This window comes from Thioalkalivibrio sp. AKL10 (assembly GCF_000381845.1).
In the GTDB taxonomy this organism is placed as follows: Bacteria; Pseudomonadota; Gammaproteobacteria; order Ectothiorhodospirales; family Ectothiorhodospiraceae; genus Thioalkalivibrio; species Thioalkalivibrio versutus.
In genome coordinates, this window is record NZ_KB907144.1 from 138,596 (window position 1) to 152,427 (window position 13,832).

Consider the following 13,832-nt stretch of genomic DNA (forward strand, 5'->3'; position numbering starts at 1 on the left):
GGAGGCCAGCCCCCTGGCCGATCGGGCGCAAGACACACCCCATCGCGCAGAGGGCTGCGCTCCTACAGCGGCATCCCCACGGGCTTGCGCGCCCTGGACCATCGGGCGCAGGCCGCACCACATTGCGCTGACCGGGAAGGACGCGGCGCGGGAGAGGGCAGCGCCATTGGCGGGGATGTTCACGAGGACCGAATTCCGTTGGCGTGTTCCTGCGCAGAAGGCCAGCCCGCTGCTCGATGGGGCTGTTTGGGCGCCTGATCGGCCAGGGGGGGGCGGCCTCCTACAAGGGTGCGCGTTCAAGACGTGCAGGCGAATTGGAGCATGTTTGCCACGCAGGTCTCAAGCCGATCGGGCCATATGACGATCCGCACCCTGGCGCGTATGGCGCCATTCCGGCCCCGGCTTGCAAACTCCTGCCCCGCCGATAACACTTGACCGGGCTTCCCCACCCCTCCGCCCTGACAGGCCTCACTGGCCTCCAACCCGTGCCCAAACCCACATGATTCGAACACTGTATGTCCGCATGGGCCGCCTGATCGGAAAGACCTCGCTGCGCCTCGCGATCCGGCTCTGCAACCGGTCACAGATCCAAAACGCCCTGTTCGAGAAGTGGGACATCCCGGAGGCGACCCGCGCGCATGGTGCCTTCCGCCATGACAGAACCTGTTCCAGCCTGCACATACGGGGCCTGAACAAAGAAAGCGGCACCATCCGAGGGACGATCGTCCACGCGGTCCAGAGCATCAAGACGCCCATCGGCCGCACCCTCCTGCCCGGCGAATACAATCGCGACAAGACGCATTACGCCAGGCTGACCGGCAGCTCCGAAGGCAACATCGTCACCGCAGGGATCCACCCGGACATGGACCATCACTGGGACTACAACGGCGCCCCGCCTGCGATGGGCACCTTCGATCTCATCATCTCCCAGGCCATGCTCGAGCACCTGGTTGACCCCTACAGACATGTCAGTGACCTGGCGGCTCAACTGAACCCGGGCGGGCACCTCATCCTGCATACCCACCCGCCAGGCTTTCCCTACCACCGCCACCCGATCGACTGCATCCGCTTCTACCCCGACTGGTTCGAGGAGATCGCCCACGCACTGGGCCTCAACGTCGCCCATCGCTACATCGGCGATCTGCGCATCTGCTACATGCTTCGAAGACCCGCACAGCACGACAAGGACGCTGCGGGACTCACCTGAGTGAGCGGTCGTGACGGCTCCCAGCCGCTTATCTCAGAAACAGATCGCTCGCCGCACTCTTCCAGCCGTTAAACGGCCCGTAGCCGCCGGACCGCCAGACCGAAATGACGCCGGGAATCCTGTACGGCCTTGGCTTCCCGCGAAGTCGAACGCGCGCCTCCAGATTGCAACGAATCCACTCCAGCCGTTCCGAAAGCCCGAAAAGCTCTTGGGCGCACCCGTCCGAACACCTCCGAGCGGCCCGCAAGACGCCCCCACGCAGCATCTGCGCATATCGCGACTGAAGCCGTGCCTCCGCGATCCACGAGGCTCGACCGGTCCAACGCTTCAGCAGCGATGCCCGCAGGTGCCCCAGCCGGTTCACGCGCGTGAGCACGCTCGTCGGCCCTTGAGAGGTATTGTTCCCATGCCGTCGGTAATACTGCAGGACGGCGCGAGACACGTGCTTCCGCCCAAGCCCGTCCGCGATCCTCACCAGCCATACATCATGAGACTTGAAGTTGGCCGGTATCGGCATGGCCAGGTCCAGGAAATCCCTGCGAAGCGCACAACAACACCCCATCGCATGGTATTCCAGTGGCAGTCCCGCGCTCTCGATCTGATCAAGCTTGCTGAACCCCGCCTCGGCAAGATCGTGATCCACCAGCGCCGCATCGCACATCAGCAGCCACGCGTCCTGCTGCGCGCCTGCGGCGGCCTCCATCGCCTCCAGCTTGTTCGGGAACCACACATCATCCTGGTCGCTCAGGAACACCAGATCACCCGTGGTCGCCTCGAGGGCCCGATTGAAGTTCGCGACAAACCCCTGACGCCCCCGGCCCTGGATCACCTTCACTGCAAACGGTGCCGATTCCTGGAAGCGCCGGACGATCTCCACCGTTCCGTCCGTGGAGGCATCGTCCGAGATGACCACTTCGTCCGGCAGGCGAGTCTGATCCAGAAAGCTCTGCAACTGTTCCTGTAGGTAGCGCTCACCGTTAAAGGAAGCCAGGGCGATCGAAATCTTCATGGCTCCCGCTCGCCTCCAGACGCTCGCACCACTCGGGCATACAGTGCGAGGTCATCGGCGTAGTAGCTCGACACAAAGTCCCGCACATGGTCCGAATCGAACAGACTGCGCGCGCCCTCGTCGCGATGCACATACATCCAGTCATCGATGCGCCTGCTGGTAGGGGCGGGAAGCACCCGCCTCAATCGAGCCATCAGCGGCGCCACAACGCGATGGGTTCGCCTCAGGCCCTCGTAGCGATACATGAGCGCGGCATTCACCTGTCTCGCAGAAGGGGCGGACTCCGTCAGCTTCACTCCATCCGCCCCAAGGCACGCGCTCAGCTTTTCCCTGAGCCGCGCAACCCGCTCCACTGGATACACGGCATCCACGACCGGCTCCCCATCCAGCACGATGTAGTCACGCTGGCGCTGAAAATGAATATAGCCCGGCGGCAGACAGCACAAAGACGAATCCTGCCGCGACAAGTAGCCAATGCTTGTGTCCAGCGACTTCTTCAGTTCGGCGCGGCTCAGCCGCGCCAGAAGCGCACCCCCGTTCCACCGAATCCGCTCGGACACAGAAGAAGCAAATCGACTGTACGGATCACGCACCAGCGCGAAGGATCGGTATTCCACGACCGACGCAAAGGCTCCCGGAAAGAAATCCCGCAGCACCGCAAGCGGCAGATGTGCAAAATCCAGAAGGCCCAGCTCCGGGTGCTCCCGACGCCAGGGCGGACCGGCCGCCTCCCATTGATTCAGCGGTTCCAGCGGGCGTCGCACCGTCGTACCGGCACATTTCGGTATGTGCAGAAAAGCGATGCGGTGATCATGATTGATGAACATGGCGGTGTCATTAACGCCCGACAGGCGCGAACCTGAATCGTTGGACGAGGCAGCCGCCCGGCAGGGCGCCCATTGCCGCAGGGGTCAGCCCTGCCGGGGCACTGTCGGCGGCGCTCGCCTGCATTCTCCGGCGGTTACAAATCCAAACCCGCGAACATACACTACCGAACGCAACCAAGCGTCGCCTGCCAGAACGGCGGAATACCGTCGTGCGGGAAGAAAACGGGTTTGATCGCACCGGGCGCTGGCAGCTCGTCGAGCTCAACCGGTGGATCACCGTACTTGTCCTGATAGGCGAATAAAATCGGATGGAAGCGCGCCTCGTCGAACGCATTGATCTGCTGATACGGCCACGGCTTGCCCATATGCGCGAGCAGCCATTCCATACCCCGGCGCATCCCTTGCCCTTCCGGCCCCTCGAAAGACCAGAGATCCTCGCCAACGGACTCGGCCAGCCGCGCCAGGTGGATCCACCCCTGGATGGTAAAGCACTCGTAATGGGCCGAGGTGGTACGCGCCAACTCCTTGGGCAGGCTGCCATCGGGCGCGAACTGCACGAGAATCCTTGAACGACTGTCACGCAGCGTTTCCCGCACCAGCCTCCATTCGCCCAGGAAGGCCGCGATGGAAGCCACCTGGAGGTCGTAATAGGTGCCGTGGTTGTTTTGCGATCCCCGCTCGTCCAGACCCTGCGGACTGGTCCGCAGCCAGTCGAGATAACGGCCCATCCAGTTCTCCAGCCCCGCGCGATCAGCCTCGCCCAGCACACCGCGCCGCAGCAGCAGACGCACGCCATCCAGGAAGTAGTAAAGATCCTTGAACTCGATCAGGCCGGAACTGGAACCACAATTGCGGTTGTGCCCCGGCCGCACCTGCGCATACTGCAGGTGCGGATGCATCGCCGTGTCGGCATCCAGGAACCAGCGACGCACCAGCCTGGCCGCATGCTCGCCGTAGCGCTCGTCCCCGGTGGCGTGGTGTGCCATCGCCAGCACCAGTCCATCGTCGAACAGGCGCTGCAGCCGTGTCCGGTCATAGCGGTCGCTTTCCGGCTCGTACAGCCGCGTCCCCGGAACCCGTTCACCGTCCCGCATCACATAGGGCAGGCCCGGAATACGCAGCGGATGCGGCCAGTAATATGGCGCCGGATGCCAGTAATCATGCACATCGCCACTCGGCGGCAGTGTCGTCTTGTCGACCACACTAAACGGCCCGCGCCCCAGCGCCTCGTTCGCGTATGCCAGAAGCGGCTCGCGCAGTGACTGCGCCAGCGTTTCGTCGGCCAGGCGGTCCTCGTTGATCACGCACAGAGCCAGCCGGTCGCGCCCGTCATCAAAGGCCAGCTCGTCGATACGCTCCAGCATCGCCCCCACGGCCTCGATCCGCGCAAGCCCGCGGCTCTGAAACGCCTCGTCCCCTTTCGAAACCTCCTGCTCCGCCCGGCCGGAGAACAGCCGCGCCACCCAGCCACATTCGGTATAGCAACCCGCCTCGCCCGCAAACGCGGGGAAATCCAGGTCCCAGGGCTCCCGCGGCCACTCATCCCACGGCCCCTTCACGCCCAGCCGCCACAACAACTCGACCTTCGGCCGGCGGCCATAGCAAAACGCCTCGTCGAAGCTCTCCTGCGCATCCCGGCGAAAGATGATCTGCGGCTCCTCCACCGCCTCCGGGCGAAAGCCGTCGTTCAGCAGGTCCTCGTTTCGGGTAATCCGCGCCATCGGCACGATGTGGTAAGGCCGCTCGGGCCGGGCACGCACACCCTCCACGATCTCGCTCCAGGCCTGGCGCGTTACAAAGCAGTTACCGTCCCAGGGCAACACCCATTCAGCGCGGCCGCGACCATCCCGCAGCGCCGCGTTGCGCGCCCCGTTGTTGTTCATCACATAGTTATTCTTGTGCCGATACAGCCGCATCAGCACCCGCCCCTGCATCAATTCCGAAAGCTGCTGGAAGCCCCGCGTCCCCGGCGCATACTCCGGCGGCACCCCGCACACATCCCAGCCAACCGCCCGGTATTCGTCCCAGCGAAACGGGATGTGCACATACTCCTGCCCGGCCCCTTCCAGAAGCCGCAGGATCGCCTCCTCCTCGCCGGGATCCACGATACGATTGACCACCCAACGCTTCTCGCACCCGGCCAGTTCCGGTTCGTGCTCCAGAATCCAGGCCACATTCTCCCGGGACTGCCCCACCCGGTGCCGGGGCCAGAGGTCATTGCCCACGATCCGGTACAGCACGAATTCGCTGCCTGTCTGCGCATCCGCACGAGCACCCCCTGCCGGGTCGCCACAGGGCGGCGGTTCTCCTCGATCCCGCGCGCGCGGCATGGCCGACGTCGCCGGCCCGCCGCCGGCCTGCAACCCGAACACCAGCGCCCTCAGATCCACGAATGGCCCCATCAGCGCATACAGCGGACGCACCCAAGGCCAGGCACGCGAAAACCGGACCGCCATCGCAGCCCGCGAAACGGATCTGCGCCAGTTCATCCCGCCAACCTTAACCCCACGCCGCCGCGCAACCGACCACACCGCGCCCGGCCAGCGCATTCGTAAAACAAAAAAGTCATTGTGAAACCTCGAAAGACCCGACTATCGATCCGCAGGCTCGTAGGAAAGCCGCCAGCCCAGCTCCACCGTGTGCTGGTCGGGCGCGTCGATCGCGCGTTCGCAGCGAATCCGGGTCGCCTTCGGCCCTTGCGGCGTCCGGTAGCGCGGGTCGTCGGAGACATCGGCCAACTCGCAGGAATCCACCCCGAACACCTCGAAACCGCGCACGCGGCCCTCAGCAAATTCCACCCGCGTATCCCGCAACACCGGATCCGTGGAGAACGAGGCGAACTGCACCTCGATGGAGTCCACCTCTCCGGGTTCGGCCAGTTCGAATACATCGTGACGCTCGATCGTGCCCGGCGAGAAGCGATACTCCACCGACACACCGGCCCGCTCGTCGGCCTCCAGCCGGGAGGTGCCGATACGGTTCATCACCGGGTGCTCCCAGCGCAGCACCCCCTTGTCGCCGTCCGCGGCGAAGTCCGCATCCTGCATGAACACCAGCGGTGCCAGCTCCTCGCCGTCGCTCATGTGCAGGCGCGGTACCAGCTGCGGCCAGGTCTCCCCGGGTGCCGTCTGCACCACATCCCATGCCACCGGTATCGGCGAATACGGGTTGGTATCGTGATACGGGCCGCCGTTGGACAGCCACAGCCCGAAACGGTCCAGCCCGTCCCGCACCGTCAGGTTCAGGCGCGCCCATTCCCCGTCGCTGAAGCGTGTCAGGGAGTGACGCGGCAGCGCCTCCAGCCAGCGGTGAAATTCCTCGTCGGAAACACCCGGGCCTTCGTACCCCAGATCACGCCAGATTTCGCCGGTATACAGCAGGTGATGGCTCAGGCTCAGATTCTCCCCCAGGATTCGGTGCTTCCCCCGATACCCATCGGTCTCCCGCCCATGCTCCCACAGGTTCACCGAACCCATCCCCTCGTCGAACCAGAAATCCAGATACTTCCGCAAAACCCGCTGCGAAAACGCGTAGGCCATGGCTTCTTCGGTTTCATCCAGCAGTCCATAATGTGCTGCCGCCGACAGCACCTCCAGAAACGCCGTATCGCCGTAGGGCCCCACACTGCGGCCGAACTGGAACCCGTGCCCGCCCGCGTTCAGGTTCTGCAGCACAAACTCGGCTGCCTGTTCCAACCACGCGCGCACACGCGAATCCAGCAGCGTGCCCGTCTCCCGAAAGCGCTGCGCCATCTCGCCGGCCAGCAGCACGCTGTAGCGGTCGAAACGGCCTGCGCCATCATTCGCCTCATCGGAAAATCCCGAATCCCCGGCGTGTTCCGCGTAGTGTTGCACCATGCGTTCCAGCAACGCATCTGCATGCTCGGGATCGTCCCATCCCAGAGTCGCCCGCAACCGCGCGATGCTGAACGCCACCCCGTAATAGTTCGCCGGGTAGCGCTTCAGCTCGTAGGTTTCCGCATCTACGAACCCCCGCCAGTCCAGGTCGGCGCGCATCTGCTCCAGCACGTCCAGCGGCACTGCGTCCTCCAGCAGTCCAGCCTGGCGCAGCCGGTTCAGCGCGCTCAGCGAGTAATAGACGCCCCAGCTCCGATTCGACTCACCCTGCGTCCACTCCAGCAGGGTTCGATACTGCGCCAGGCGCGCATCGAACGCCTCCGCGAGCGGAGCCTCTTCTGCCCACAGCATCCAGCCAAACCCCAAGGCCACCTTGCCCGGCAGGAAACGGTCCCGACCGGTAAACAACGACTCGCCGTCCAGCTCCGCCAAAGGGCCCTGCTCGATGACGTTCTGCAGAAGCCCGTCGAGCTGATCAAGGACATTCGTTGCATCTGCCGTCGCGTCTGACGCCAGCCCCCCGGCCGCCAATATTATCGTTAGTTGTCTCAACCACTTCACACACGGCCTCCCGACTGCCCCCCGGAATTACTGCCTAGCAAAAATTACTATCCGTGCCGCGCTCCATCACAGGCTTCCGGGCCTTCTTTCACCCTACACCCGCAATTTTACCATTACCGCTAGAGGTCCTTTCTAAACGTTCCCGATGACCCCTTTTTTCGCAAAAAGCGCGTCGCCCCAACCCTTGTTTCGCATTACCAAATTACAGATATCAAAGCCATACGACTGCATGAAGTGAATTACATCATATAAATCTGGAGAGCCTTTATATAGCCCTGCATAACTGACTTCCATATACACAAACCGGGCGCGCCCTAGGGACCTCAACCCGCCTTTGAGGATATCAACTTCAGACCCCTGCGTGTCTAGGCTAATATAATCTAGACTAGTCGGGTCAATAGAATCCGACATCCGATCAATAACATCATCCAGCGTTTCAGTAACCATCGTTACAGAAGAATCGAATTTTACGTTGGGATAAAAGTCCAAGTGCCGATCAGGCTCATAATAGCTTGACGACTGCCCTCCATTGCTTGCTATGAAAAACTCAACGGACCGACCAGCCACATCGGCAAGACAGGATTTTACCGGATAAAGACCACTCTCCTCCTTGGCAGCCTTGAACAAACGATCAAAGGGTTCGTCTAATGCCTCGACCAACACGACTGGCCGGATTCCACTTTCCATGTAGTCAGGAATCTCTTGCCCCTTGTTCGCACCTATATGAATGATGCCTCTTGGCTTGTCGCCATAAAACCTCTCAATTGTTCGCAATGCATGACTCATATCCAACCCCTTACAATCAAGGAAACACTGATCAATGGACCTGCATCCGGCTCCATGTCCCGCCAACGCGTTGCTGGACGCGAATTGGGGCCGTGGCGGCCTATTTTATCCCCATGTAACCGCCGTTTGTGGAAGTTACAGGGGCGATTTCCGGTTCTGTGGACACACTACCCCTGCGGCAGGGGCCCCCATCATCGCGCGCGGTACAGGTGCGCCAGGGCGAACAGGCTGTGCAGCTGCGCAGTGTTCTTCGCCCTTCTTCGAGCGCCGCACGTCGAGATAGACTCAGCGCGACGCGCGGTCGATGCCCACGAACAGATAGCCGAGCGAGGATTGGTCGGCCATCTGTGGCAGGTACTTTCATGTCCGCATCGACAAAGCCCGGCGGCTAGTCTCGAACAGGCTTGTGACCCGGCTAAACGGGCTCACCGGCCTGCTCGCGCTTGAGCGCCTCCAGGTCACTTACGCCGTGCCGACGCAGGCAGTGGTCCAGCGCCCCCTGGCCGAGGTTCGGGTTGAAGGACTCCCGAACCACGATCAGCAGGTCGACCAGCGACAGCAGCGCCACTTCCCGAACCTGGACCACAATCGCCTCCTGCTCCGGCGTCAGGGTGGTGTGCAGCCGCTACGGGCAATGCGACCAGTCTGCGACACCATTACGGTAGCACCACTTGCGCACGCTCATGGGGGAAGGCCGTAGCGCCGGGCCAGATCCGGTTCGCTCACGCCCCGCGGTGCTTCCTGCAAGCCCCCCGATCTGAGGTGTCGTGCGCGCGTTCGGATGGATCGTACCCGCCATGCTATCCGTCCTGCGTGCCCCCCCCCCCTAACACGATGATCGAGCCACTACCGGCCACGAAACAGGAGCATCTTCTCGTGCCCTATAGACTCTTCGGTTACCCAACATCTATGCCTGTGCATCTCGGTATTCCCTTAAAGCGCGAGGAAGCACCTGAAAATCGCCACTAGAAACCTTCACACCAGACCAGATCAGCTTTTCCATCCCGCACACATAAACCGTCGAATCATAGCCGTGAAAGATCCGCCCATCACAAACTGGACTATAAAGGCTCCAAATAGAATTCGACGGAATATCAAAGCATCCGAACAGATCGGACTTTACAAATAATGCATTACACTTGGTACAGCAGACCAGTTCGTAACCCTTCATTCTCGCCAATAATATCAGCGCCAATAAAGACGCGCCTTGGTTTATACGGACATCTTTTGGCTGAACAAAAATAACATCATTTGGAACCGATGGATTAAACTCCACAACCACAACTCTTGGAGAAAATTCCACAACGCTTTCCCAAACAAAATAATCGATACCATCCAGGTCTATGGACAGCAAATCAAAATTGGACGGAACTCCGGCGCCCTTCATCAAAGAATCCAGAGTCTCGGCACCTTTAAATCCAACAAATGCATTTAAACAGGCAACCCTTTCATTCTCTCCGTGGTTCTTCTTCAAACTAGAAAATTTTCCGGCGTTGGCCTCAATAAAAAGACACGACCACCGGTGGTTCTCGACTAGATTAAAGCAATTAGAAAGGTGCTTGCCATCCCAGGCACCGAGTTCAACGCAAAATTTCTCACCTGACCCAATAATAGAAAAGATTTCCTCGATAATACCATCCTCGCCGTTCTGACTAGTGACATCTCTTCGGAAGGCAAGGAGGGGGCTGTGAATTTCGAAGAACGATGCTTGCTTAAGAAGATGAGGTTCCATTTCAAGCCCTCCTACGGCTATGGAAACACTGATTAACGCCCCCGCATTCGGCTCCGTGCCCGGCCGAGGGGTTTTTGGAAGGGCACTGGGGCCATTACGGCCGGCCTGGGCCCCTGTAACCGCCGTTTTTGGCGGTTACAGGGGCGATTTCCGGTCCTGCGGACACACTACCCCTGCGGCAGCAGCCCCCATTGTCGCGCACGGTACAGGTTCGCCAGGGCGAACAGGCTGTGCAGCTGCGCAGTGTGAAGTGGTCCAATGACAGCGGCGCGTACCTGATCGTGTTCCGGACCCTCTGGCATCGCTCGCACCGTGCCGCGCTTGCGCGCGATGTGCGTCTCGGGGTGATGCCCCTCCAGCCGCTTCTCCGCGCCGATGTAGCCGGCATCGCCATGCAGGCTGGCTTCCTCGCCGTGGAGCAGTTCCGGCACCTGCGAGACGTCCGAGACATTCGCAGCGGTACCCTTCACGGTATGAACCAGGCCGGTGACGACATCGGCCCCGATATGCGCCTTCATCCCAAAGTACCACTGGTTGCCCTTCTTCGGCTGATGCATCTCTGGGTCGCGGGCCTTCCCCGGTTCTTGGTCGAGGGCGAGGCCGCGATCAGGGTGGCGTCCACCACCGTGCCCTCGCGCAGCATCAGACCCCGCTGCTGCAGATGGGCGTTGATCCGGTCGAAGATCACTTGGGTCAGGTTGTGCTGCTCCAGCAGCCGGCGGAACTGCAGCAGGGTCGTGGCATCCGGGGCGTCTTCGCGGCTCAGGTCGATCCCGACAAAACCCCGGATCGCCTGGCTGTCGTAGACCGCATCCTCGACCCCTTCATCCGACAGGTTGAAGCACTGCTGCGCCACGTACATCCGCAGCATCCGTTCCAGACCAATCGGCGGACGGCCCCGCTTCCCCTTCGGGTAGTGCGGCTCGATCGCCTCCACCAGCGCCGCCCAGGGCGTGATCGCATCGATCTCGCCCAGAAAGCGGTCGCGCCGCGTCTGCTTGCGCTTGGCGGAATACTCGAGATCGGAAAAGCTGCGCTGGGACATCGGCCATCACCTCGGGCAGGAAACCTGGCGCCATTATCCCAAACCCGCTCACCAGGCGGGAGCGGTGGCGGATTAAATCAGCGTTTCCCTAATGTCCTTTAACAATAGTTCGCATCATTATTGAGGCGATCACTTACACGGGCGATGGACGCGATGATCTGGTCGGCTGTTTTGCGCCAGATGAACGGTCGGGGTTCATCGTTGTACGTCTCCAGGTATTCGCGGATGGAATCCTCGAGTTCCCGAGTGCTGCGATGCGAACCGCGTTTGATCCAGCGTTCCGAGATGAGCGCGAAGAAGCGTTCGACCAGGTTGATCCATGACGCCGAGGTGGGCGTGAAGTGCACATGGTAACGCGGCCGCGCAGCGAACCACGCACGCACTTTTTCGGTTTTGTGGGTGCCGTAGTTGTCCATGATGAGATGGACGTCGAGATCCGCGGGAACCTGACGATCGACCTCGTTGAGAAACGCCAGGAATTCCTTCGCGCGATGTCTTCTCTGGAGTTTGCCGATGACTTCGCCGGTGGCCACATCCAGTGCCGCGAACAAGGTCGTCGTGCCATGGCGCAGGTAGTCATGCGTGCGGGTCTCGGGATGGCCAAACGATAACGGCAAGGCCGGTTGGGACCGATTCAGGGCCTGGATCTGGCTCTTTTCATCGACGCACAGCACCAGTGCGCGATCCGGCGGCTGCATGTACAGCCCAACGATGTCGTGGACCTTGTCGATAAAGTGCGGATCGGTCGAGAGCTTGAAGGTGTCGAGCCGATGCGGCTTGAGCCCAAAGGCGCGCCAAATCCGGCTGATGGCCATCGCGTTGAGCCCGGTTTCCTTCGCCATCAGGGTCGTCGACCAGTGGGTGGCATTCTTGGGCTTTTCCTGCAGGGTCTTTTCAATGACCTGCGCCACCTTGTCGTCGTCGATGGTCCTCGGCCGTCCCGAACGCGGAGCGTCCGTCAGTCCGGCAATCCGATAGTGCTCAAAACGCCTTCGCCATTTGGAAACCGTTTGCATCGACACCTTGTGCCGGGTCGCGATTGCACGCCCGGGAAGGCCTTCGGAACTGTCCAGGATCAGCTCCGCGCGTTGCTTCTCGGCCGCTGGCGTTTTGCGGCGCCGTACCCACTGCTGCAGCTCGGCACGCTCAGAATCCGACAGGTCCAGCTTGATCGGTTTGCGACCACGTTGAGCCATTACGCCCCCTCTCAAACGGAGATCAACCCATGGCCTATATTATATAATGAACTATTGTTAAAGGACACTAATGCATACATGTATTCATGGTTTCCCATGGGTGTGCGCATATCCCTTTACTTTTGGGTCTAGCGAATTATCGGGGGTTAAAGTCTCAATATACAGAAGAGGCCCGCCCATACTGGTCCTCGAATCGCACAATATCGTCCTCGCCCAGATACGCGCCAGATTGCACCTCCACCAGCTCCAGCGGGATCTTGCCCGGATTCTCGAGCGAGTGGACATGGCCCACCGGGATAAAGGTCGACTCGTTTTCCGAGACCAGATAGGTTTGCTCGCCATTGGTCACCCGCGCCGTGCCACTCACCACCACCCAATGCTCGGCACGGTGGTGATGCATCTGCACCGAAAGCCGCGCCCCGGGCTTCACGGTAATGCGCTTGACCTGAAACCGCTGACCGGCGTCGATGGAGTCGTAACAGCCCCACGGCCGGTAGACTTCCCGATGATCCAGATGTTCGCTGCGTTCACACTCCCGCAACCGCTCAACCAGCCGCTTAACCTCCTGCACACGCTCCCTGTGGGCGACCAGCACCGCATCCTTGGTCTCGACGATCACCAGGTCATCTATACCCAGGGTCGCCACCAGCCGATGTTCGGCGTGCACAAGGCAATTGCGGCTGGTATCGGTCAGCACATCACCGTGAATTGCATTGCCATTGGCGTCCTTCGGACTCACCTCCCACAGAGCCTTCCAAGAGCCGATATCGCTCCAGCCGGCATCCAGCGGCACGACCACCGGCTGGGTATGTTCCATCACCGCGTAATCCACCGACCCCGCCGGGCAAGCGGTGAAGGATTCACGGCCCAGGCGCACAAATTCCATATCCCGCTCACCCTCCGCTAGCGCGGCCCGACAGGACGCCACCATCGCCGGCTGCAACCGCTCCAGCTCCGCCAGATAGCATCCGGCCCGGAACATGAACATACCGCTGTTCCAGTAGTGCTCACCCCCGGCCAGCCACGCCTCGGCCGTCGCCGCATCCGGCTTCTCGACAAAGCGTTCCACGGCATAGCCGTCGCCCCCATCCACCGCTTCCCCCCGCTGGATGTAGCCATACCCCGTCTCTGCATGGGTAGGCACGATCCCGAAGGTCACCAGTTGCCCCGCCTCGGCCAGCGGCCGGGCAGCGTGGATAGCGGCATCGAAGGCCTCGACATCGGCGATGCGATGATCGGCTGCCATCACCATCAATACAGGGTCATCACCATGGGCCATGGCGTGAAGGGCACCCAGAGCGATGGCCGGTGCCGTGTTGCGCCCCAGCGGCTCCAGCAGGATCGCAGCGGACTCCACGCCTCCCTGGCGCAGCTGCTCGGCCACGATGAAGCGATGCTCCTCGTTACAGACCACCACCGGATCGGCGTGTTCGAGGCCGTCCAGACGCGCCAGGGTCTCCTGCAGCATGCTCTGCTCCCCAGTGAGGGTCAGAAACTGCTTCGGGTTCAATTGACGCGAAAGGGGCCAGAGCCGCGAACCTGTGCCCCCGGCCATGATCAAGGGAACCAGACTCATTCACTCTCCTCGATTGTCACCAGCGCGCTCCCTACT

Annotated in this window: 11 protein-coding genes; 1 reads left to right on the forward strand and 10 read right to left on the reverse strand. The window is 61.5% G+C overall.

Going from position 1 to position 13,832, the window contains the following annotated elements:
* The first annotated feature begins 499 nt into the window (after nt 1-499).
* Nucleotides 500-1,207, forward strand: coding sequence for a bifunctional 2-polyprenyl-6-hydroxyphenol methylase/3-demethylubiquinol 3-O-methyltransferase UbiG (locus tag G333_RS0109385; protein ID WP_196800522.1), 708 nt, complete (start codon nt 500-502; stop codon nt 1,205-1,207).
* A gap of 28 nt (nt 1,208-1,235) precedes the next feature.
* Here the strand turns inward: G333_RS0109385 and G333_RS0109390 are convergent, their stop codons facing one another.
* The 10 genes from G333_RS0109390 to G333_RS0109425 form a co-directional block, all read right to left on the reverse strand.
* Nucleotides 1,236-2,216: a glycosyltransferase family 2 protein gene (locus G333_RS0109390; protein WP_019628324.1), complete on the reverse strand. Its 981-nt coding sequence runs from the start codon at nt 2,214-2,216 to the stop codon at nt 1,236-1,238.
* Complete coding sequence (locus tag G333_RS0109395; protein ID WP_019628325.1) at nt 2,213-3,043, reverse strand: sulfotransferase family 2 domain-containing protein; 831 nt, start codon at nt 3,041-3,043, stop codon at nt 2,213-2,215. Before G333_RS0109395 ends, G333_RS0109390 begins: the two co-directional genes overlap by 4 nt.
* A gap of 161 nt (nt 3,044-3,204) precedes the next feature.
* A complete protein-coding gene (locus tag G333_RS0109400) occupies nt 3,205-5,499 on the reverse strand; it encodes an alginate lyase family protein (protein WP_019628326.1) in 2,295 nt (764 codons plus the stop codon).
* Nucleotides 5,500-5,634: 135 nt separating this feature from the next.
* Nucleotides 5,635-7,461: a hypothetical protein gene (locus G333_RS0109405; protein WP_231373040.1), complete on the reverse strand. Its 1,827-nt coding sequence runs from the start codon at nt 7,459-7,461 to the stop codon at nt 5,635-5,637.
* A 132-nt stretch (nt 7,462-7,593) separates the two neighbouring features.
* Nucleotides 7,594-8,247, reverse strand: a complete 654-nt coding sequence (locus G333_RS14810; protein WP_081624529.1) for an FkbM family methyltransferase — start codon at nt 8,245-8,247, stop codon at nt 7,594-7,596.
* 415 nt (nt 8,248-8,662) lie between these two features.
* Entirely contained in the window at nt 8,663-8,833 is a 171-nt protein-coding gene (locus G333_RS15275) for a hypothetical protein (RefSeq protein WP_019628328.1), read from the reverse strand.
* 321 nt (nt 8,834-9,154) lie between these two features.
* Entirely contained in the window at nt 9,155-9,979 is an 825-nt protein-coding gene (locus G333_RS15095; RefSeq protein ID WP_155986120.1) for a hypothetical protein, read from the reverse strand.
* 167 nt (nt 9,980-10,146) lie between these two features.
* Nucleotides 10,147-11,024 (reverse strand): IS5 family transposase gene (locus G333_RS14340; RefSeq protein ID WP_155986121.1). Its coding sequence is split into 2 segments (ribosomal slippage): nt 10,147-10,556 and nt 10,556-11,024, totalling 879 coding nucleotides; the frame shifts between segments, so codons are not numbered across the junction.
* 98 nt (nt 11,025-11,122) lie between these two features.
* A complete protein-coding gene (locus G333_RS0109420) occupies nt 11,123-12,220 on the reverse strand; it encodes an IS630 family transposase (RefSeq protein ID WP_019628330.1) in 1,098 nt (365 codons plus the stop codon).
* Between the two features lie 154 nt (nt 12,221-12,374).
* Nucleotides 12,375-13,796 (reverse strand): mannose-1-phosphate guanylyltransferase/mannose-6-phosphate isomerase, encoded by a 1,422-nt coding sequence (locus G333_RS0109425; protein ID WP_019628331.1) that lies wholly within the window; start codon nt 13,794-13,796, stop codon nt 12,375-12,377.
* Nucleotides 13,797-13,832 lie beyond the last annotated feature (36 nt).